The 20,463-nt window shown below is 61.6% G+C and carries 19 protein-coding genes; 11 read left to right on the top strand and 8 right to left on the bottom strand.

The annotated features are described in order from the left end of the window. The 4 genes from IGW03_RS31510 to IGW03_RS31495 form a co-directional block, all read left to right on the top strand. The coding region (locus IGW03_RS31510) for an RHS repeat-associated core domain-containing protein (RefSeq protein WP_194726420.1) at positions 1-2,917 on the top strand (2,917 nt) is incomplete at its 5' end. A gap of 8 nt (positions 2,918-2,925) precedes the next feature. Continuing rightward, positions 2,926-3,138 carry a hypothetical protein gene (locus IGW03_RS31505; RefSeq protein ID WP_194726419.1) on the top strand — a complete coding sequence of 71 codons (213 nt, stop codon included), beginning with the start codon at positions 2,926-2,928 and terminating at the stop codon, positions 3,136-3,138. A gap of 486 nt (positions 3,139-3,624) precedes the next feature. Further along, positions 3,625-4,092, top strand: a complete 468-nt coding sequence (locus IGW03_RS31500) for a CHRD domain-containing protein (RefSeq protein ID WP_194726418.1) — start codon at positions 3,625-3,627, stop codon at positions 4,090-4,092. 397 nt (positions 4,093-4,489) lie between these two features. Further along, positions 4,490-4,945, top strand: a complete 456-nt coding sequence (locus tag IGW03_RS31495; RefSeq protein ID WP_194726417.1) for a nuclear transport factor 2 family protein — start codon at positions 4,490-4,492, stop codon at positions 4,943-4,945. Positions 4,946-5,070: 125 nt separating this feature from the next. On the opposite strand, the gene IGW03_RS31490 is transcribed toward IGW03_RS31495, so the two are convergent. Together IGW03_RS31490 and IGW03_RS31485 are read right to left on the bottom strand one after the other, a co-directional pair. Further along, positions 5,071-5,832: a YoaK family protein gene (locus IGW03_RS31490; protein WP_194726416.1), complete on the bottom strand. Its 762-nt coding sequence runs from the start codon at positions 5,830-5,832 to the stop codon at positions 5,071-5,073. A gap of 3 nt (positions 5,833-5,835) precedes the next feature. After that, on the bottom strand, positions 5,836-6,678 hold the full coding sequence (locus tag IGW03_RS31485) for a helix-turn-helix transcriptional regulator (RefSeq protein WP_194726415.1): 843 nt from the start codon (positions 6,676-6,678) through the stop codon (positions 5,836-5,838). Positions 6,679-6,717: 39 nt separating this feature from the next. On the opposite strand from IGW03_RS31485, the gene IGW03_RS31480 reads away from it, so the two are divergent. From IGW03_RS31480 to IGW03_RS31460, 5 genes are all read left to right on the top strand, one after another. Then, complete coding sequence (locus IGW03_RS31480) at positions 6,718-6,894, top strand: hypothetical protein (RefSeq protein ID WP_194726414.1); 177 nt, start codon at positions 6,718-6,720, stop codon at positions 6,892-6,894. 56 nt (positions 6,895-6,950) lie between these two features. Next, complete coding sequence (locus tag IGW03_RS31475; protein ID WP_194726413.1) at positions 6,951-8,621, top strand: tannase/feruloyl esterase family alpha/beta hydrolase; 1,671 nt, start codon at positions 6,951-6,953, stop codon at positions 8,619-8,621. A 45-nt stretch (positions 8,622-8,666) separates the two neighbouring features. Continuing rightward, entirely contained in the window at positions 8,667-9,140 is a 474-nt protein-coding gene (locus tag IGW03_RS31470) for a DUF3237 domain-containing protein (protein ID WP_194726412.1), read from the top strand. A gap of 73 nt (positions 9,141-9,213) precedes the next feature. After that, a complete protein-coding gene (locus IGW03_RS31465) occupies positions 9,214-10,251 on the top strand; it encodes a Bug family tripartite tricarboxylate transporter substrate binding protein (RefSeq protein WP_194726411.1) in 1,038 nt (345 codons plus the stop codon). Between the two features lie 244 nt (positions 10,252-10,495). Beyond that, positions 10,496-11,587, top strand: coding sequence for a hypothetical protein (locus tag IGW03_RS31460; RefSeq protein ID WP_194726410.1), 1,092 nt, complete (start codon positions 10,496-10,498; stop codon positions 11,585-11,587). 124 nt (positions 11,588-11,711) lie between these two features. Here IGW03_RS31460 and IGW03_RS31455 read toward each other — a convergent pair whose 3' ends face one another. From IGW03_RS31455 to IGW03_RS31435, 5 genes are all read right to left on the bottom strand, one after another. Next, positions 11,712-12,239: a CesT family type III secretion system chaperone gene (locus IGW03_RS31455; RefSeq protein ID WP_194726409.1), complete on the bottom strand. Its 528-nt coding sequence runs from the start codon at positions 12,237-12,239 to the stop codon at positions 11,712-11,714. Further along, positions 12,236-13,120, bottom strand: coding sequence for a hypothetical protein (locus IGW03_RS31450; RefSeq protein WP_194726408.1), 885 nt, complete (start codon positions 13,118-13,120; stop codon positions 12,236-12,238). Before IGW03_RS31450 ends, IGW03_RS31455 begins: the two co-directional genes overlap by 4 nt. Positions 13,121-13,256: 136 nt before the next feature. Beyond that, a complete protein-coding gene (locus IGW03_RS31445; RefSeq protein ID WP_194726407.1) occupies positions 13,257-14,528 on the bottom strand; it encodes a GGDEF domain-containing protein in 1,272 nt (423 codons plus the stop codon). A 228-nt stretch (positions 14,529-14,756) separates the two neighbouring features. Further along, positions 14,757-15,890, bottom strand: coding sequence for a glycosyltransferase family 4 protein (locus IGW03_RS31440; RefSeq protein ID WP_194726406.1), 1,134 nt, complete (start codon positions 15,888-15,890; stop codon positions 14,757-14,759). A 233-nt stretch (positions 15,891-16,123) separates the two neighbouring features. Beyond that, complete coding sequence (locus IGW03_RS31435; RefSeq protein ID WP_194726405.1) at positions 16,124-16,957, bottom strand: intradiol ring-cleavage dioxygenase; 834 nt, start codon at positions 16,955-16,957, stop codon at positions 16,124-16,126. A gap of 442 nt (positions 16,958-17,399) precedes the next feature. Here IGW03_RS31435 and IGW03_RS31430 point away from each other — a divergent pair, with 442 nt between their 5' ends. Both IGW03_RS31430 and IGW03_RS31425 read left to right on the top strand, forming a co-directional pair. Then, on the top strand, positions 17,400-18,086 hold the full coding sequence (locus IGW03_RS31430; RefSeq protein ID WP_194726404.1) for a response regulator transcription factor: 687 nt from the start codon (positions 17,400-17,402) through the stop codon (positions 18,084-18,086). Positions 18,087-18,088: 2 nt separating this feature from the next. Then, positions 18,089-19,483, top strand: a complete 1,395-nt coding sequence (locus IGW03_RS31425; RefSeq protein ID WP_194726403.1) for an ATP-binding protein — start codon at positions 18,089-18,091, stop codon at positions 19,481-19,483. 35 nt (positions 19,484-19,518) lie between these two features. Here the strand turns inward: IGW03_RS31425 and IGW03_RS31420 are convergent, their stop codons facing one another. After that, a complete protein-coding gene (locus IGW03_RS31420) occupies positions 19,519-20,376 on the bottom strand; it encodes an EF-hand domain-containing protein (protein WP_194726402.1) in 858 nt (285 codons plus the stop codon). Positions 20,377-20,463 lie beyond the last annotated feature (87 nt).

The following is a 20,463-nucleotide window of genomic DNA, read 5'->3' as shown; positions in this document are numbered from 1 at the left end:
TGCCTACCGCAACCACATGCTGGTGCGCCATGCGACGCCGGGCGCTCTGGTGGCCGAGTATGCCTACAGCGAAGATCATCCGGGCGGCAAGGTGGTTCGGCACTGGACCAATGCCGGCCATGAACTCACATTCAGCTATCTGCCCGGCGAAACCCGCGTCACCGACCAGCTCGGCAGGACGCAGTCTTATTGCTACGACAGCAAGCAGCGCCTGACCGGCCAGACCGATGCGGCCGGCGGCATGAGCTCCATCACGCATAACCAGCACGGCCATCCGGTGGCGGTGACCGATGCCGCAGGTCGGACCAGCCGCTACCGGCATGATGCCCGCGGCCGCCTCATTGCCATCGAGCAGCCCGACGGTACAACGACGAAGATTGCCTACGACCCGCAGCACGGCAAGCCGGCACTGATTACCGATGCCATGGGCGGCATCACCGCCCTGCGCCATGACGAGCTGGGGAACATTGCCAGCATCACCGATGCGCTGGGCCAGCGTACCGCCTACCGTTATGGTGCGCACGGCTTGCCGACCGTCATCACCGATGCAGCCGGCCGCAGCCGCCAGCTAGCCTACAACGATGCCGGCCAGGTCATCCGCCATACCGACTGTTCCGGCCAGATTACCCGCTACATCTACGATGCCTTCAGCCAGCTGACCGGCGTCACCGATGCCCTCGGCCAAACCACGTCATACCGCCATGACGCCGCAGGCCGATTGATTGCCACCGTCCATCCCGATGGCAGCGAGGAGCGGCTCGAGTACGACCGTGCCGGGCGCCTGGTGGCGCACATCGATGCCGCCGGCCGGCGCACCGCCTATGCGCTGGAAGCCGACGGCCTGCCGCAAACCCGCACCGATGCGCTGGGCCACACGCTGCAATACCGCTACGACAAGGCAAGACGGCTGGCGCGGCTGGTCAACGAGAACGGCGCGGTGTATGCGTTTGCCTACGATGCGCTCGATCGCCTGCACGAGGAAATCGGCTTCGATGGCCGGCTCACGCGTTACCGCCATGATGCCGCCGGCTTGCCGATTGCCAGGGAAGAGCACGGCAGCCCGGCCGGAGCCAGCAGGCAGCGCCATGCCGACGCCCGTATCGACACCCGCTACGAGCGCGATGCCGCCGGGCGGCTGGTGGAAAAGCTGGTCTCGCGCATCACCGGTCCGGCGATGGCCGAGCAGCTGCGCACCCGCTACCGCTACGACAAGCTGGGCCGCCTGGTGCAGGCCGGCAATGCGCAGGCCGAGGTGGAGCTGGAATACGACGCCCTCGGCCAGCTGATCGGCGAGACGGTCACCGGCCGCCATCATGCCAGCCGCATCGCGCATGCCTACGATGCGCTGGGCAACCGCATCCAGACCACATTGCCCGACGGCCGCAGGCTCAACCAATTGTTCTACGGCTCCGGCCATCTGCATCAGATCAACCTCGACGGACAGGTCATCTGCGACATCGAGCGCGATGGGCTGCACCGCGAAGTCGGACGCAGCCAGGGCGCCCTGCACAGCCTGTTCCAGTACGACAAGCTGGGCCGGCTGAGCGGTCAGCAGGTCGGCGGCAATTTGGCCCGGCAGCGCCGCGCATGGCAGGCACTGGACAAGCCGGAAGTCGACAACAGGCTCATTGCAAGACGCTACGACTATGACCGGACCGGCGAGCTGATTGCCATCGACGACGCCCGTCTGGGCCGTACCGCCTACCACTACGATGCGCTCGGCCGCATCCTGTCGGCGGTGCATCCGAACGTGCAGGAACGATTCGCCTTCGACCCGGCGCACAACCTGCTGGACGAGACGCTGCAGGACCAGGGCGGACGCATCGAGCACAACCGCGTGACCGTGTTCGAGGACAAGCGCTACGCCTACGATGTGCATGGCGACCTGACCGGCAAGAAGATCGGCCGGCATACCGGGATGGCGCTGCAGTGGAACGGCGAGCATCAACTGGTCAGGGCCATCACCACCCGGCAGGCGCACACGGACCAGCCGACGACGCAGACGGTAACGTATGGCTACGACCCGTTCGGGCGGCGGCTGTACAAGCAGGATGCGTTCGGCATCACGCACTTCGTATGGGATGGCAACCGGCTGCTGGAAGAAGTGCGGGGCAGCCATGCGAGGACATATGTGTACCAGCCGGAATCGTTCGTGCCGATTGCGCAGGTGAGCCGGATATGCAAGCCCGACGATGAGGCCGAACAAGCCAGACAGCAAGCACAGGTACTGCACATCCATACCGATCATCTGGGTACGCCGAGGGAGATGACGGATGAGCAGGGGCAGCTGCGCTGGGCGGCGAGCTATCGGGCGTGGGGCAATGTGCTGCGGGTGGAGATGCCGCAGGGGTTTGAAGAAAGCGAAGAATGGGCGCGGCAAGCGGCCTTCGAGGAAATGCAGCCGCTGCGGTTCCAGGGGCAGTACCATGATGCCGAGACGGGGCTGCATTACAATCGGTTCCGGTATTTCGATCCGGACTGCGGGCGCTTTGTCGGGCAGGATCCTATTGGGCTGCAGGGTGGGATCAATCTGTATCGGTATGCGGCTAATCCGGTTAGCTGGATTGACCCGCTGGGGTTGGCCGCACTGGATTGCAGTTGTATCGGTAAAACTGTTAAGGATTTATCTGAATCAGGGAGGTTCTTGGATCCAGCAGATAAAGCTGGGCAAATGACTACAGCTGGACGAGCACTTCAGAAACACGGCAGCCGACCGGGTAGCGCATTTCCTGCCGCAAAAGGCAATCCTTTGCACATGAATGCTCAAGGTCAAAACGTATTAGACGACATCCTTAACTCTCCTGGATCAAAAATTAAACAGGGCAATCGCTTTGATGGTATTGATGTATTTGCTGCTGATGGAAGGGGTGCAAGATTTGACGCCAATGGAAATTTCCGTGGATTCCTTGAACCATAGGATTGCAAATGAATGATCTAAAAATACAGATTTGTAGTGATGTTGATTATGAAAACCTTATTGCAGAAATATACTGTGACGATAAGTTCATTGGATTGATTAGTCAGGAGAACGCAATAGGTGAATTCATGGTTGAATTTCCAAAAGCTATACCGCCTGTTTCCTATGAATGGCTATTAAATGCTCTTCAAGCAGCAAAGCTTGAATTATCAGGTCAATAGCTCTCATAGAAAGAATGAGCGTGTCGAAAACTGTGAATAACCCAAAAAATGGAGGATGGTGAGAGCATGTTTGCTTAAACACTCTAATACTTTAGTAAACGGCTTAATGCTGTTTTTATTAATTCGCACTCTAACAGGCAGATTGTGGATTGTCGCGGAAAACGGCAGCTGAAATCAGGTCTCTGATGTTCTATCGCTGATTGAGCGTCGTAATTGTGTAAGTCAATCAGGGGGCTTGGTGGTTGTATTGTGGAAAACGAGCAAAAGACTTCCAAGCAGCGATGCAGCTTATACACCAACTGTGCTAATACTCACCAACCCAAATTGATTAAAGTCAATCCACCGTATCAAACCATCCTCCCCCATACTTTCTCCGCCTAATCTCATACTACGCTGGCAAAGTCTGCATGACCGTTTGCGCTCAGGAGGTTCGACTGTCATGAGAACGTTCCCCAGCGCATCGCTTCACACCTCAAGGAGAAAACCATGACTGTTTCGAAGAAGAAATCTGTTCGGTGTGTGACTTCCCTCGCATTGGTACTGAGTCTCGGCCTGGTCGGCGGTTGCGACACGATGAGCGGGATGATGGGCAAGATGGGAATCGGCGGGTCGAAAACGACTGCCGAACTGAAAGGCGAGAATGAGGTCCCCCCGGTGACGACCAAGGCGTCCGGGCGCAGCACCATCACGGTGGCGGATGACCGTACCGTCAGCGGATCGGTGCTGATCGACGATATGACCGCCAACGCCGCACATATCCATCGCGGCGCCAAGGGCGAAAACGGGCCGGTAATTCTTCCTCTGACCAAGACCTCGGACAAGGCCTTTTCCGTGCCGGCAAATGCCCGTCTGACCGAATCGCAGTTTGCCGATTACAAGGCCGGCAATCTATACGTCAACGTTCATAGCCCGTCACATCCGGGGGGCGAAATCCGGGTTCAGCTGAAACCCTGAGCGATACGGCCTGATCACGACCGGGGTCCGTGACGGCAGACTGAGAAGCATACGGGACCGGAGCTGCGGAGCACGCGCAATACTGTGTTCGCGTGTGCAGCCGGTCACCTTTCTTGCACCGGACATGCCTCGCCGCATCGTCTGGCAGCTTGTCTTTTCCCGAAAATGCATTTGGTTCATCCGCAGGACCGCCTGCAGCGTATGCGTTGCGCTTTGATCTTCGACAACCGGTCTTCCGGGAGTCGCCCTATGTTGTATTACAAACGAATGGCAGGGGGAAGGGGCAGGCGCCAGGAGCCCGTTTGAAAACTTCCCGCGTGCATTGCGCGCGTCGGCCGGCACTTCCGTCCGTGCCGATTGGAGGAGCTTTCATGCGGGCTCTCATGGCAAGGAGGCGATGATGACTATTCAGGAAAACAAGCAGCTCGTCATGCAGGGGTACCAGAAATTCCAGGCACAGGATATCGAAGGCTTGATGGCAAACCTTGCGGATGATATCGATTGGATAGGCGTGGAAAGCGAGTATCTGCCGTTTTCGGGCATCTATCACGGCAAGCAGGAAGTGATGCGGTATTTCGGCATGCTGGCGCAAGCCCAGGACGTCGTACGTTTCGAGCCGATTGAAATGATCGCCGAGGGCGACAAGGTCGTTGTCAGCGGAGAGTCGGAATGGACGGTGCGCGCCACCGGCCGCAGTTATATCAATCCGTGGGTCCATATTTTTACCATCCGCGACGGCAAGGTCGCACGATTCCAGCAGTTCAATGACACGGCCGCCGCAGAGCGCGCCTATCGGCCCCTGCAGGCATCGACGGGCCAGCAGCCGGGAACCGGTGCCTCCATCCTCCATTAAGCTTGTGCGGTGCCGCTGGATGGGGGGAAAGGCGTGTGCATGGCGGCACGCATCAAGTCTGAATTGGTTTGAACTCAACCGGCGGGACACGAAGACGAACGTATGTCCCGCCTGATCTCTTTACGCTACTTTCCGGCAGGCCTGCGCATGAATCCCAGCACATCGTCCATGGCCGGCACGATTGCCAACACGCACAGGAGCAGCGCCAGCGGCACCGTCGACAGGTAGCCGGCGTGCTTGAATCCCATCGCGCCTGCCACGCCGCCGATGAAAAAGGAAGAGGCCAGCAGCACGAGCTGGCGCAGGCGCGCGCGGTTGGCGACCACCCTGATCTTGTCTTGCGACGGATTGGCGTTCCAATAGAAAAGCTTGCCGAGTTCGATGCCGATGTCGGTGACCGTGCCGGTCAGGTGCGTGGTCCTGATCTCGGCTCCGGAGAGTTTGGTCATCACCGCATTCTGCAGGCCCATGATGAAGCAGAGCAGCATCACGGTAAGCGGAACGAACAGGCCATGGATGCCGGCAAGGCGCGCGCCGAGTATGCCGAAGCAAAGCAGAAGGATGGCTTCGAGCAACAGGGGCAGCGCATATTCGCTGGCCATGCGGTGGCGGCGCGCATAATTGACCATGATCGCCGTCACGGCAGCGCCGGTAATGAAGGAAAGCAGCGCCCCGGACGCGGCCAGTACGGGCAGATAGTCGTTGAGCGCCAGGCTGTCAGCCGCCGTCGCCACGATTCCCGTCATGTGCGACGTGTATTGATGGACGGCCAGGAAGCCGCCGGCATTCGATGCCCCGGCGATGAAGGCCAGCGCATAACCGAGATGCCGGTTTGCCTGCGCGCTGCGCTGGGGGCCGGTCAGCCGTCTTGCGTAATTGATGGGCATGGCTCAGCGCCGCGCCAGCCTGTCGCATTGCTGCAGGACCAGCGCGAACAATTCATTGTTGTGATGGATGCCCAGTCGGGCAAAAGCCCGGTTGCGGTAGGTCTTGACGGTGGTGGCGCCGATGCCGAGGTCGCAGGCGATGCCGTCATGGCTCATGCCCTTGAGCAGGCGCAGCGACACTTCCATTTCCCGTGACGGCATGTCGGGTGAGAGTTGCCGCAGCGCCTCCCGGTGCGCGTCCTGGGGCAGTTCCACGATGCCGGCATGGGCGCCTGCGCCATCGTCTTCAATACCGGGTTGCAGCGTAATCTGCCGCTCGACCGAAGCGAACAGGCCGCGCGCCAAGTGTTCGAACAGCTGCAGGTCGCGGTCCCGGTAAGCAGGCTGGTCGTCATGGCGGTAGAGGTTCACCGACAGGACGGAGCCGTCGCGGGCCAGCCGCGCTGCCGACAGGCGTTCGCGCAGGCGGTGATGTTCATAGATCTGGCGCCGGTGCTCGGGATTGCGGACTTCTCCGGCGGTAATGTGCAGGATGCGGATGTCGTTGTTCCTGCTGCCTTCGAGCGCATCGAAGGTGCGGTCCTGCTGATAGAGGCCTTCGCGGTACGCCAGGAAGCATCGGCCGGTCGTGTCGCGACGCTTGTAGCTGTTGGACAGGTAGCAGACCGGCAGGCGGCGGCCGAAGGTACGGTACACGCTCCAGGAGCCGGCGGCGAGGCCCCGGTTGATCTCTCGCAGCACGCCGCTGGTGAAATCCTGCGCGCCGATGTGCGCAATGATTTTCGAGAGCGAGTACAGCGCAATATCGGAAGGGGAGCCGCCTTCGGCCACGGTCCAGACGTTCATGTTTTGCCTGTCATTTCAATTGTCCTCCTTCGAGAGGACATGCGATTACCGATTGCGCTTTTATCATTCCCGTCAAAGAGCATAAAAGACTTTGCCGCTTTGCCGTACACGGCCGGAGCGATACACAAACGGTTGCAAACCGGACTCGAACAATATGGAGACAGTAATGAAATTCCTTCTCCAGCACAAGACCCGGTTTCACTGAAGCAAGCGTGATCACTCCCGGACCGCCGGCATCCGGTTCGACATAAATACATGACAAGGAGACAACGATGGGAATGCACTTTCTGCCGAAACCGATGACGCTCGCCGTGCTGGGAAGCCTGGGCATCCTGTGCGCCGCCTGCGGCAGCAATGATGATGCGCCGGCGGTGGCAAGCGCCATCCTGAGCGGCAGCGGCTGCGCAGGCATGGAAAAGATTCAATTGCCGAATGTCACCATCCGCAGCGTCAAGGAAGTGGCCGCCGACAGCACCCGCCCGGCCAATGTCACCAGCGGCGCCTTCCTGCCCGCGCATTGCGTGGTGACCGGTGCCGCCGATGCCTACAAGGGATCCGACGGCGTCGACCGTTACATCGGTTTCGAGCTGCGCCTGCCCAAGACCTGGAGCGGCCAGTTCCTGTTCCAGGGCGGCGGCGGCAATGACGGCGTGATCAATCCCGCCCTCGGCACCAATACCGGCGCCCTAGCTGCGCTGGACGGCTCGAACGCCTATGCCTTGTCGCGCGGTTTCGCCGTCGTCAGCACCGACGGCGGCCATCAGGGCACCGATGCCTCGGTCTACGGCAAGGACGAGCGCGGCCGCATCGACCATGCCTACAACGCTTACGACCGCACGGCCCAGATCGCCAAGCAGATGATCAACCTCTACTATGGCCGCACGCCCGACCACTCCTATTTCATGGGCTGCTCCGGCGGCGGGCGCCAGGCGATGATGTTCTCGCAGCGCTTCCCGAGCTACTTCGACGGCATCGTGGCCAGCGCGCCGGCCATGCGCGTGGCGAGCGGCGCCTCGATCTCGGCGGCCTGGGAATCGCAGACCTACAATGCGATCGCCCCGCGCGACGCCGCCGGCAATCCGGTACTCAGCCGCGCTTTCAGCGAAAGCGATCTCAACCTGGTATCCAACGGCGTGCTCGCGGCCTGCGACGCCAAGGACGGCGTGAGCGACGGCATGGTGCAGAATCCGTCGTCATGCCAGTTCGATCCGGCGGTGCTGCAGTGCACCGGCGCCAAGAACGACAGCTGCCTTTCGGGTGAGCAGGTGGCCGCGCTCAAGAAGGGCTTTGCGGGACCGCGCAATGCGGCCGGCACAGCGCTCTACGCATCCTGGCCCTGGGATGCAGGCATCCGCGCCGCCGACTGGCGCAACTGGAAGCTCGGAACCTCGACCACGGCCACGCCGAACTCGCGTTTCATCACGCTGATTCAGAATGCCATGGCTTATGAATTCCTGACGCCGTATGACGCCAACTTCAACATCCTGAACTTCGATTTCGAAAAGGACCCGCAGCGCCTGGCGGCCTACTCGGCGATCTACGACAGCTACCGCACCACCGACCTGACGCCGTACACCAGCCGCGGCGGAAAGATGCTGTTCTTCCATGGCGTGAGCGACCCGATCTTCTCGTCCAACGACACGGTCGATTATTATCAGCGGGTTGCGGCGACGGCCGGCGGCATGGACAAGGCGCAATCCTTCGCCCGCCTGTTCCTGGTGCCAGGCATGACGCACTGCTCCGGCGGCCCGGCCACCGATGCCTACGACGGCCTTGCCGCCATCGTGAACTGGGTGGAGAAGGGCGCGGCCCCGGCCAGCGTCACTGCGCGCGGCACCACGGCCTTTCCCGGCCGCAGCCGTCCGCTCTGCCCGTATCCGCAATCCGCGCGCTACAAGGGAACGGGCAGCGTCGAAGACGCCTCGAACTTTGTCTGCGAATGAGTTTGCCAGCATGACTGCAATGAACCTGAAGAAAGCCTGACCGACATGAGCGATATCGCCGTACAAAGCCCGTCCACGCGTTTCCTGTGCCGCATCACCGCCAGGGTCGATCCCGTCGTCTCGCTGGGCGACACCGCCTGCGGCGAGCGGCGCTACGTGCCCATCATCGGCGGCACGGTGAGCGGCGAGGAATTCAGCGGAAAGGTCATCGCCGGCGGTGTCGACTGGCAACTGCAGCGTTCGGACGGCACGCTCGAGATTGCCGCGCATTACGTGATCGAGGATGCCGAGGGGGCGCGGGTGGAAATCAGCAGCGACGGATTCCGCCACGGCCCGCCCGAGGTCATGCGCCGGCTTGCGGCCGGGGAGCCGGTTGCGCCCGACGAGTATTACTTCCGGACGGCGATCCGGTTCCAGACCGGGGCGGCGCGCTGGCGACACCTCAATTCCCTGATCGCCGTCGGCATGGGTGCGCGCACGACCGGCGCCGCCATCATCGACGTGCATGTCGTGCTTTGACGCTCTTGCACCGTATCCACCGCGCCATCATTCCAACCGCATCTCAAAACATTATTCCTACCAGGAGACCAACATGCATCGCACATCCGCCCCGGCCACTTCCATCGATTCCATCGCGTCTCCGGCACGCCGCGCCGGCATGATCCGGCTCGCCGCAGCAACCCTGCTGCTCGCGGCCGGTGCTGTTCACATGGGTTCCGCCATGGCGCAGTCCTATCCGACCCGGCCGGTGCGGCTGGTGGTCGGCTTCCCGAGCGGCACCGGTCCCGACCTGGTGGCCCGCATCGTCGCCCAGAAACTGCAGGAAGCCACCGGCCAGGGATTCGTGGTCGACAACAAGACCGGCGCGGCAGGACTGATCGCCGCGCGCGAGTCGGCCAAGGCGGCGCCGGACGGGTACACGCTGTTCCTCGGCACCGTCGGTGAAATGGCGATTTCGCCCAATACCTATACCAAGCTCGGCTTCGATCCGGTCAAGGACTTCGCGCCCATCAGCCATGTGGTGACCTCCGACTTCGCGTTCGTGGTGCCGACATCGGTTCCCGCGAAGAACCTGAAGGAATTCGTGGAATGGGGCAAGGCGCAGAAGAACCTGTTCATGGGCACCTTCGGCGCGGGCACGCCGGGCCATTTCGGCATCGCCATGCTGGCCGACGCGACCCAGCTCAAGATGGAGCCGGTGCATTACAAGAACACCGGCGATGCGATGAGCGGCGTCATCTCGGGCGATACGCAGGGCCTGTTCGGCACGCTGGCGCTCGTGTCCTCGCATGTCAAGGGCGGCAAGCTGCGAGCGCTGGCCACGACGGGCCCGGCCCGCTCGACCATGCTGCCCGACGTGCCGACCGCGAAGGAGCAGGGCTATCCCTCGGTGGAGTTCGGCGCATGGTTCGGCATCTATGCGCCGGCGAAGACCCCGAACGATATCCTCGACAAGCTCAACACCGAAATCGTGAAGGCCATGCAGGCGCCTGAAGTGAAGGAGAAACTGCAGGGAGCGGGCTTCCGCGTTGCGGGTTCAAGCCGCCAGGACTTCGACCGGCTGCTGCGCGAAGATCTGCCGCGCTGGGAAAAGGTGGTGAAGGCCACCGGCTTCAAGGCGCAGGAGTAATTCAGGACGGGCGGCGACTCGACCGGATGCCGACCGACTGCGGTTGTATTCAGGCATGTCTGCACTCGGTCAACTCCTGCTGCAGAAACAGCAGCAGATACACATTGTCTTAGAACTAATCCGGAGCTTGCATTTCTTATTTCTGATGCGCGGCCAAGCACATGTTTCATGGGCAACATGCTGGCCGCCGGTGGGCTGGACCGTGCTTCATGGGCGCGGTCTCATCATTAACCAGGAGCGAGAAATGAAAGATCAGAATCAGACGGATCAGAACAAAGAGACGAGCACGCCGATTTCCAGCGGCGCTGCGCCGGGGCCTGGCGAGCATTTGAACGATGCATCTTCGCAACCATCGTTTGCATCAAGCACGCCGGGCGACAGCCTCGGTGCCTCCGGCCGCGCCGGCATGGATGCCACCAGCGTTTACGGAGGCAGCGACTCCGACCGGTACGGCAATGCCTCGCGCAGTACGCGTGCCTCCGTGCAGGGCGCGCGGCAGAGACAGTCGTCGCCTTACGAAACCGACATGTCGGAAAGCTACGGCACCCGCGGTTATCGGGGATCGGAAGCGACTTCAGGTTCGGTGCTCCAGACGGCAGCCGGTCAGCTCCGCGGCTCGCGCGGCGCCTTTATCGCAGGCACGGTCGCCGCAGGCTTTCTGCTTCAGCGTTTCCTGCAGGCTTCGCCGTCACAGAAATCCGGACGGGGATATACGACTTACAAGTCGGACACTTCAAGAAGCCGGTATGGCGATGACACATCGCTCGCGTCGGAACGGCAGTTCGGCGTCGATACCGCCTATGCGCCCGAGGATTCGTATGGCGCCGGGACATCCAGCGGTTCATCAGGATATTCCACTGGCACGATGAACCGGATGACCGACAAGGTCAGGCAGGCGAGCGATACGGCACTCAGCAAGCTGCAGTCGACAACTGCGGACGCCAAGGCGCGCCTGGATGACATGGGGCATCAAACCAGGACCCAGTACTATCGCGCGAAACACCGTGTCGATACCGTCAGGGAAGAGCAGCCGCTGCTGATCGGCGCGCTGGGCATCGCGCTGGGCGCAGGACTGGGCGCGATGCTGTCGGTCACGCGGCGAGAAAACGAACTGCTCGGCGGCATGCGCGACAACCTGATGGGCAAGGCCAAGGATATCGCGAGCACGCAGATGCAGACGGTGAAGGAATCGGCGCAGCGCATCGCCGACATGGCCAAGCAGGAAGCCCAGCGTGCGAAAGAGGAACTGGCGACGAAGGTCTCCCAGGGGACAGGCCAGTCGGGTGATGCTGCCGGGTCCGGTACTGCCGGCACGACCGGTCGCAATCTGCATTAGCGGCGCAGCGGAAGCCGGGACAAAGCCGGCGTCATGCCGGCTTTGTCCCGAGCGGGTAGCCGCGGGAGCGATCCTGACGTCAGCCAACCGATGATGAAGGAAGACAGTTGATGACTTGCTTGCGCTAGGGCAGCGGCGCCGCCGGCGCGGCAGCCTTTGCGAACAGCCGGCTGCGCATGCTGCTGCCCGCCAGTCCATCGGCGTTCGAGTGTGCCAGCATGCCCGCCGCGGTCATCTCCCTGAACTGCTTCTTGGCTGCGGCGATAAAGTGCTGAAGATGGGCACCGAGCGCTGCCGGCGTCAGTTCCGGCAGCGGCAAGCGGAGCATCGCAACGAACTGGTCCGTGATCGGGTTGATGCCCCAGGTAGTCGGCACGCCCAGCGCATGCATGAAGAAATTGTTGCACATGGCATTGGCAAGCAGCTCGGCATGACCGCGGCTCATGTCGACGTCGAAATGGGCGACCAGGAAGATGCCGGGGCCGTGAGCATGTTCGACGAACGCTGCAACCACCATAATGCCGTCGACGATGAAGCGGTGCTTGTCCCCTGCCTTGCGAATCGACGCCACGCCGCATTCTTCATAGTACGCGGTCATCAATTGCTCGAATGCCCGGGGACAACCGGCATTGGCCGAATGTTTTGCAGTCATGCCGTCTGCCTTCTCGCTGCGTCTATGATCTTGTCGATGGCGTCGACATCCCCTCTCAGCATTGCTCTTGCTACCGCGTCTTTTCCGATGTCCTTCAGGATCGCTTCGGCTGCCTTGACCTGTTTCGGATAAATCGATTTGAATTCAAGCGGGTCTGGCGTCGGAAGTCCGAGGCTTCTTGCCAATACTTCAGTCAAGCCTTCCCGGATGCCCCTTCCATCCATTGGGCCGAGTGCATCGTCGATTCTTCTTGCAAATGCAGGGTTGGTGTAGCAGTGCAGATATTCGTGCGCTGAAGTGACTGCAAGATTGGGAAGGTAGGTGCGAAACTCGATGATTGCCGGCGCATTGTCAGCGGGAGGAGTGTACCAGGCTATGTTGTCTTCCCTAATGTTCGAGCTGAACTTGATCACCGGATTGTTGCAGGCGGATTGGTTGGCGTATGGCGCGAAGGCTTCAAGAACGGCATTGTGTGCTCTGTCCACGGTCATCAAGTTTGCTTCGTCCGCAAATTTCAACCATCCGTCAACCAGAAAGCCCTTGGGATTGTCCCTCAAGCCTTTGGGATCCTTTGCTATTCTGGGAATCAGAGTGAGAGTCATATGGGCGGCATAGGTTGCCATCAGGCCCGTGACAATACGTACGGTTCGATAATTGTTCCAGACGTACCTCATTTTCCTGAGCACCCCGGTGCGTCGCTGCGAACCATTTTCTACCGCAGCCGTGCCCGGAGCTTCGGCTGAGCGGGAAGCGGCTGCCGGTGCTTCCGCTCGGTGTTCAATGTCGGGAAGGTCGGGACGATCGTGGTGAATTGCTCTATTGAGAGGAGAATTGGTAATGGAGGCAGGTATCGAAACCATGGCTTGATGCAATAAAGTCAACGGAAATCCTCTGTGGCATTACAGCCCGGAGAGTTCCATGCTTTTTGCAAATAACGAGAATGCGTCGCGCGGCACAGGCGCACGACGTCGCCGCCAGTAAGCTGAGGTTTTCTCCCGCCGTGCGGCGCGATTGTTCCTACGCCGCTGCCTTGCGCAATATGGGCCCGACATCTCCGGCAACCCGATAGCATCGTTTACCGGCTCGCTTGGCTTCATACATCGCCTGATCGGCGTCGGCGAGCAGTCGTTCGATATCCGGCTTGTCGAGCGAGAGCTGTGCAATTCCTATGCTCAGCCCGAGCGCACCCAGTGGCAGATGAGAAATAGGGCGCCCGTTGGCGAAAGCCTGCAGCAGTCTTTGCGCCAGGGTTTCCAGCTGCGCAGGCGCAAGGCCGCAGGCGATGACGACGAATTCGTCGCCGCCCAGACGGGAAAGACAGTCGGTGCTGCGTATCTGCGAACGAATGGTCTGGCTGGCCCAGACCAGCGCCGTATCGCCCGCATCATGGCCGAGGGTGTTGTTGATGTCGGAGAAGCCATCGAGGTCGATGAACAGCGCGGCGAGGGGTTCGCGCCGGCGCACGCTGTCGGCCATTGCATTCTTGGTCCATTCGGTCAGGAAGCGGCGGTTGGGCAGGCCGGTCAGCTGGTCGTGGCTTGCATCCATCGCCAGGCGCTGTGCCTCGCGCCTGAGCAGCCGGCGTCCTTCGGCGCCGTACCAGAAGGCCAGGCAGAATCCCGCGGCGATCGACAGCACCCATAAACCGAACAGGCCCTTCGCGTCGCGCACGACTTCATCGGTCACCTTGTCCTGCGCGAGCTGGCGCTGACGGAATCCTGCATTGAGTTCCTGAACGATGTGCTGCAGCGCGCGCAGGCGTGCCGAATCGTCCGCCAGATCCTGCGTGGTGATCGTCTGCGGCACGCCGTTCGGAACGGCGGGCGTCATGCTGCCGGAAGTGCCGGGCAGGCGCGAATGCGCGAGCATGCGCAGCTTGGCGATCAATGCTTTGGCCGCGCCGTCATCCTCCGGCACCATGCGGTCGAGGAGCGCAATGTTTTTCCGCAGTTCCAGCCGGCCCTGCTCGAAAGGCGCCATGAAGCTTACGTCGCCGGTCAGCATGTAGTGCTGCTGTCCCGTTTCCATGTTCTGGATATTGCTCAGGATGTTGAGTGCTGCGGCCGAAGCTTCCGCCGCCCTGCGGTGGCTGTCGTGGCCGTCGAGGATGCGGTTCGCCTGCAGGCCGAATGTGATGCATCCGATAACGGCGAGCAGGGCGCTGAACACCAGCGCCGACAAGCTGAACGCCTCGAAGCGCGCATGCTTCTTCTTCCATGACGTCCCGGATTCGCCGGATGCGGCCGAGGCGGGACGAAGATGCGCGGCGGGCGTGGTGGTTTTGATCATGATCTGTCAAAGGGGCATGGGGCGACAGGTTGGCGCCCTTGTCATCGGATGTGCCGTCCGGCAGGGAGCTTGCGAACGCGGAGCGAGACGCGTTCGGAATAGGGAGCAAGTCATGCCGGTTGGATACGCAAATCCGCAAAACGTTCTCGGAGGAAAACGTGGAAAACGTGGAAGATTATTGCGGCCGCAAGGAGCGGCCGCGGTCTTGGCGTTATGGCAAGACCGCGCCTAGTCGGGCTGCCAGCTCGGTTTTGCAGTACGCAGGCCGGGTTGGCCGGCGGCGAAGCGGCAGGCCGCGACGATGCCTGCAACGGCATTGTCATAGTTGTAGTCGCGCACGCGCGTTGCGCTGCGGTGGGAAAAGGCTGCGTACAGCGGCTCGTTGCTGAGCAGCAGGGAAGCCTTGTCGGCCCACAGGTTGACGTCCAGTTCGCAGACGTAGCCGTTGTGTCCATCCTGGACCAGTTCGCCGGCCGCGCCGCTTCTCGGCGACACGATGCTCGGCAGCCCGGCGGCGCAGGCTTCGTTGAGCACCACGCCCCATGGATCCCATTGGGTCGGAAAGAGAAACAGTCTCGCCGCCTGGTAGGTGGCGGGCAGGTCCTGGTGCAGGATGAAGCCGCGGAAGCTGGCTTCGACAAGATGATCGTGGCGCGCCGCCTCCTGGCGTATCAGATCTTCCTCGCTGCCGGCGCCGACGAAAAGAATGGACAGCTTGCGCTCCAGTTTCCTCGCGGTGGCAATGGCCACGCGCAGCGCGAACAGCGGATTCTTCACCGCCTCGATACGGCCGCAGAAGATGAAATCGTACTGCTTGTCCCGTTCATCCCCGCCTTCGGCGAACTGCGCATTGTCGATGCACAGGCAGGAGCGGAAGCAGCGCTGCATGTCGACGCCGTAGCTGGCATACAGGCGTTCGCCGCCGGAGCTGGCATGAATGAATGCCTTCGAGTGGCGGTAGACGATGTGGCGCACCGCACGGTGCACGCGCCCCAGGCCGTGTTCGGAATCCAGGGTGCCGTCGGTCATCGCGATATGCGGCAGCCTCATGACCTTTGCATAACCGAAGGCGTACAGGTGGGTGGGATTGAACCCGGTAGTGATGACGATGTCCGGGGCGAAGCGGTGCAGGCTGCCGAACACGTCCAGGTTGTTATGGATGAAGCGCCCCGATTTCTCGATGTAGCTCTCCTTCAGGAAATGAGGCTCAAACTCCAGTTCGGGCAGCGTCCAGTGACGATTGGGTTCTCGTTGTGTGCAAAAGATGAATTGAAACCGGAGATCGGGTGTCTTCGCGAGCTTTTCGTAAAGCGGTATGCGGTAGGGCGGCAATTCGTTGGACACGAACGAGATTTTTACCATGTAGCATTTCCCTAATTGATTTGAGAAGCTGTTATGCGGGCCTGACGCATTGACCATAATGCTCCCGGCAAAGTTGCTCTTATTTACACAACTTTACGATGTCGATCAAATGATTCGATCCTGATCAATGTGTGTGCCGGCGTGGTGCGGGCCGACGAGGCGCGAAAGGCACATCAGTGGTGCGCACCTAACGCACCTAACGCACCTAACGCACCAAATGCATCAAACGCACGCTATGCCCTGATACCGACATCGAGCGTCGCCACGAATTCGCTGTTCACATCGCCGGTGACGCTGGCGATCTGATACTCGGTCCCGTCGCTGAATACATTATCGGCGGCGAAACCGCGCACCGTGCTGTTTTGTCCATGAGTGCTGTAGAGACTGCTGGCATACACCGCTTCCGTCACGCTCTGGGGAAAGCCAAGCTGGCTGGTGGCCGTCGCCGTAACGCGCAGGTTGTCGTTGAGATAAACCTGGAAGTGGATATGCGTGATGCGGCCCGCATACCAGCCGGGATAGATGGTGGTGAAGGTCACCTGTCCCGCACTGTCGCTGACCTGGATGCCGCGCAGGAAGGTCTCGCCCTGGTGGTTGCCGTTGGCATTGGAGCTGTAGCCGGAGTAGCCGCCGTCCTTGTCGCAGTGCCAGACATAGACTGCCGCATTGCTGATCGGCGCGCAGGTGCTGCCAACGTTGCGCAGGTTCAGAACCAGTGTCAGCGGCACACCGGCCTTGCCCTCCGTGATGTCGCGGCGAACCATGGCCGAGTTGCCCAGGATGGCCAGCAGCGGATAAGGCCCTTCGGTCTCGGTCGGAATCAGTGTACAGCTGCCCGCCGCCGTCTGGGCGACGCCCGTGGAAGAGACAGGGGTGGGTGCAGCTGCAGTATCTGCTGCAGCGTTGGTCGCGGGAGCTGCCGTACCCGCAGCGGACGACGCCGATGCAGTGGCTGCGCCGGCGGATTCCTCGCCGCCGCCGCAGCCGAACAGCGCCAGCATACTCAGCGAACCCAGCTTGCCCAATACCTGCCGCCGGCCCGGCTTGAGAATGTCGTTATTGTTCATGAATGCAGATCCTTCGAATATTTGCTCAGCGCGAAGTATAGGAAGGCCCTTCTCTTTACAGGTCGATCTTTACCCGTCTTTACGCAGACGATCGGGCGCAGTGGAATGACATGCAACATCGTGCGATGCCTTGCAATGCCGTACGGACTCTCCTTTACAAACCTTTACTGTCCACGAGACGCTGCCGCCGCGCGTATCGATTTAAGATGCCATTTCGGCAGCATGAACGGCACGCATGCCTGCATGCTTGCATGTTGCTACCGATGTCTCCCTGTAGCCCTGAGCGGGTTGCTTGCCGCGCGTCTTTCTTGCCGCGCGGCTTTTTCCCTCCGTAAATTTCTGTAAAGATGATGGTGTTCGGGGAAGTGCATCACACCGTCCCGGTATCATGGCGGTTGCAGGCGGTCGCGCCGCGCGCACCAGCGTTTTCCGGAAAATCCGAATGGCCAGGGTATTGTTGATTGATGATGACGTCGAACTTGTCGAGATGCTCAAGGAGTATCTCGAACAGGATGGATTCGCCGTGCACGCCGTTCATGACGGCGCCACCGGCCTGAATGAGGCGGCCGCCGGCCGCTACGACATTGCCGTGCTGGACGTGATGATGCCGCAGATGAACGGCGTCGAGACCCTGCGCCGTCTGCGCGCCGTCAGCCGCCTGCCGGTGCTGATGCTGACGGCCAAGGGCGATGAAAGCGACCGCATACTCGGACTCGAACTGGGTGCAGACGACTATGTGCCCAAGCCCTGCGCTCCCCGGGAAATCAGCGCCCGCGTGCGCGCCATCCTTCGCCGCAGCCAGCCTCAGGCCGAGCCCGGCGGCACCGCTCATCTGGTGGCCGGCGCGCTGCAGATGTGGCCGGAGCAGCGGCGTGCGGCATGGGACGGCGCGCCGGTCGAACTGACCAGCACCGAATTCAATCTGCTGGAAGTACTGATGCGCCATGCCGGCAGGCCGGTCGGCAAGAACGAATTGTCGGAACAGGCGCTGGGCCGGCCCCTGGCCCGTTTCGACCGCAACATCGATGTCCACATGAGCAGCCTGCGCCACAAGCTCGGCACGCTGCCCGACGGGCGCTCATGCATTCATACCGTGCATCGGCAAGGCTATATGCTGATCAAGGAATGAGGATGGGCCGGCTCTTCTGGAAATTTTTCCTCTGGATCTGGATAGCGCAACTGTTCGCGGTACTGGCCATCGGCAGCAGCATCTGGCTCAAGGACCGCAACCAGGCCATGCTCAGCCGGCATGTCGAGCTCGGTCCGCCGGCCAGCTTCGTGCTGGACGCCGCCGAATCCCTGCTGCATACCTCCGGCAGCGAAGGATTGCGCCGCCTGCTGCTGCAGAATCCGAAGGAAAGCCTGTTCGCGCTCGACAGCGCCGATCGCGACATCCTCGGCCGCGAAGTCGATTCCGCCACCCTGCAGCAGGTCAGGGAGATGCAGGAGCAGAACCGGTATCCCCGCGCCATCCGCACGATCGAAGCCGCCGACGGTACGCGCTGGCTGGTCTATGCCGGCAAGCGCAGGCCGCCGCACAAGGACGGGATGCATGGACCTGCAGGCGCGTCCGAGCCGCAAGCCGGACGCCATGGCGGGCCGCGCAGCGACCTGCCGCGGTTTCCTTTCCTGCCGATGTTCTTTGCCGCGATTGCAAGCCTCGTTTCGGCCGGCATTCTCGCCTGGCATTTTTCGCGTCCGATACACCACCTGCGCTCCGCGTTCGATGCCGTGGCATCGGGGCAGCTGTCGACCCGGGTCGGCTTCACCGACAGCCGATGGCGAGACGAGCTGCATGACCTCGGGCATGATTTCAATCGCATGGCGGCGCGCCTGGAAGAACTGGTCGAAGGGCAGCGGCGCCTGCTGCATGACGTGTCCCATGAACTGCGCTCGCCGTTGGCAAGGCTGCAGGTGGCGGTCGGCCTGGCACGCCAGCGCCCCGAGAGGACGGAAAGCTCGCTTGAACGCATCGAGCGCGAAAGCATGCGCATGGATGCCCTGATCGGCGAACTGCTGACGTTGTCGCGGCTGGAGGCGGGCATGGCAGGGGCGATGGAAGATACCCTGAACATCGGCGAGCTGGTGTCGTCGATTACCGACGACGCGCACTTCGAAGCGCAGTCGCAAGGCAAGCACGTGGTGCTGATCGACCGCAGCCATGCCATGGTGCTGGGCCGCTCCGAACTCCTGCACAGCGCGATCGAGAATGTCGTGCGCAATGCGATCCGGCATACCGCCGCAGGGACGGCGATCGAGATTCATGTGGATGACGATCCGCTGCGGCACGAGGTTCGCATCGCCGTGCGCGATCACGGCGGCGGTCTGCCGGAAGCGGAGCTGACGGCGATCTTCCGTCCCTTCGTCAAAGGCAGCAGCAGTGCCGGGCGGTCCGGCAATCACGGGCTCGGCCTGGCCATCGCGCAGCGGGTCGTTCATGCGCACGGCGGAAGCATATCGGCGGTGAATGCCCAAGGCGGAGGGCTGGCCGTGGAGATCGTGCTGCCGACCATGGACAAACGCTGAGCGGTCGGAAGCGGCGCAGTTCCGCTCAAGAAGTATCAGGCCGTTACCGACAGCGTGGACGCGCCGGCCTGCGTCGATTCACTATCAACGCTGTAGGCACGCAGCAACTGCATCATCTTCATCATGCCGCTCTCTTGGGCAGACACTTCTCCGCTTCGCGAACTCTTGTCATGGCTGCGTGCTTCCATGCGATTGATCCTGCCGTCACCGTCGGTGTCGGCTGCATCGAAGTTTTCCACCAGGCTGGAGAGAAGACTGGAGCGCCTGCTGTCGGAGGCGCCCAGTTCATCGAGCTGGCTGAGCAGCTCGTCCTTCGTCAAGCCCGCATCCTGCGCGCCGTGCATCCGCGGCGGCGGCATGCTGCCGAATGCGGGAGTCGTCGATTCCTGTCCGCTTCCCGATGCCGCGGAAGTCTCCGACGACGTCTCGCCCGAAGCCTGATAAGCCGCCAGTTCTTCCGCGCTGACCGTGCCGTCGCCGTTGGTGTCGGCTGCCGCAATGTATGATGCGTCCGTGCCGGCGGTTTCGCTGGAGCCGCCGCTGCCCTGCGCCGGTCCGGCGCCGCCGGGCGGAGGGGGCGGCATTCCGCCGCCGCTCTTCATCCCGCCGCGCACGCGCGACTGGTCGAACTGGGCGTTCAGTTCGCCGGCAAGCTTTTCCAGGGCGGAGGACATTTCATCTTTCGTCACCTTGCCGTCACTGTCGCCGTCGAGCTGCTTGAAGACCGCATCGACATCGGGACTTTCGGCGCCGGCATTGCCGGTCTTGTCGATCTTTGCGAAAGCCGCCTGCAGGTCGGACTTCTCGATGTAACCCTGATTGCTTGTATCGATCTTGCTGAAGAGGCTGCTTGCCCATGACGAGGCGGACTGGCTGCCGATGCTGGAGACCATGGCGTTTCCTTTAAGCGTGGAAGGGTGAACAATGCTGCTGCCTACTATAACGGCAAGCATTGCTCCCGCTTTTCATGCTCCGCGTAA

Origin of the sequence: Noviherbaspirillum malthae, assembly GCF_015352985.1 — a bacterium.
Taxonomy (GTDB): Bacteria; Pseudomonadota; Gammaproteobacteria; order Burkholderiales; family Burkholderiaceae_D; genus Noviherbaspirillum; species Noviherbaspirillum malthae.
This window is presented reverse-complemented; position numbering and strand designations above follow the sequence as displayed.

What these genes read in the sequence shown, in the direction of transcription:
- IGW03_RS31505 (WP_194726419.1), top strand. Translation starts at nt 2,926, where the DNA reads ATGAATGATCTAAAAATACAGATTTGTAGTGATGTTGATTATGAAAAC.
- IGW03_RS31500 (WP_194726418.1), top strand. Translation starts at nt 3,625, where the DNA reads ATGACTGTTTCGAAGAAGAAATCTGTTCGGTGTGTGACTTCCCTCGCA.
- IGW03_RS31495 (WP_194726417.1), top strand. Translation starts at nt 4,490, where the DNA reads ATGATGACTATTCAGGAAAACAAGCAGCTCGTCATGCAGGGGTACCAG.
- IGW03_RS31490 (WP_194726416.1), bottom strand. Translation starts at nt 5,832, where the DNA reads ATGCCCATCAATTACGCAAGACGGCTGACCGGCCCCCAGCGCAGCGCG.
- IGW03_RS31485 (WP_194726415.1), bottom strand. Translation starts at nt 6,678, where the DNA reads ATGAACGTCTGGACCGTGGCCGAAGGCGGCTCCCCTTCCGATATTGCG.
- IGW03_RS31480 (WP_194726414.1), top strand. Translation starts at nt 6,718, where the DNA reads ATGCGATTACCGATTGCGCTTTTATCATTCCCGTCAAAGAGCATAAAA.
- IGW03_RS31475 (WP_194726413.1), top strand. Translation starts at nt 6,951, where the DNA reads ATGGGAATGCACTTTCTGCCGAAACCGATGACGCTCGCCGTGCTGGGA.
- IGW03_RS31470 (WP_194726412.1), top strand. Translation starts at nt 8,667, where the DNA reads ATGAGCGATATCGCCGTACAAAGCCCGTCCACGCGTTTCCTGTGCCGC.
- IGW03_RS31465 (WP_194726411.1), top strand. Translation starts at nt 9,214, where the DNA reads ATGCATCGCACATCCGCCCCGGCCACTTCCATCGATTCCATCGCGTCT.
- IGW03_RS31460 (WP_194726410.1), top strand. Translation starts at nt 10,496, where the DNA reads ATGAAAGATCAGAATCAGACGGATCAGAACAAAGAGACGAGCACGCCG.
- IGW03_RS31455 (WP_194726409.1), bottom strand. Translation starts at nt 12,239, where the DNA reads ATGACTGCAAAACATTCGGCCAATGCCGGTTGTCCCCGGGCATTCGAG.
- IGW03_RS31445 (WP_194726407.1), bottom strand. Translation starts at nt 14,528, where the DNA reads ATGATCAAAACCACCACGCCCGCCGCGCATCTTCGTCCCGCCTCGGCC.
- IGW03_RS31440 (WP_194726406.1), bottom strand. Translation starts at nt 15,890, where the DNA reads ATGGTAAAAATCTCGTTCGTGTCCAACGAATTGCCGCCCTACCGCATA.
- IGW03_RS31435 (WP_194726405.1), bottom strand. Translation starts at nt 16,957, where the DNA reads ATGAACAATAACGACATTCTCAAGCCGGGCCGGCGGCAGGTATTGGGC.
- IGW03_RS31430 (WP_194726404.1), top strand. Translation starts at nt 17,400, where the DNA reads ATGGCCAGGGTATTGTTGATTGATGATGACGTCGAACTTGTCGAGATG.
- IGW03_RS31425 (WP_194726403.1), top strand. Translation starts at nt 18,089, where the DNA reads ATGGGCCGGCTCTTCTGGAAATTTTTCCTCTGGATCTGGATAGCGCAA.
- IGW03_RS31420 (WP_194726402.1), bottom strand. Translation starts at nt 20,376, where the DNA reads ATGGTCTCCAGCATCGGCAGCCAGTCCGCCTCGTCATGGGCAAGCAGC.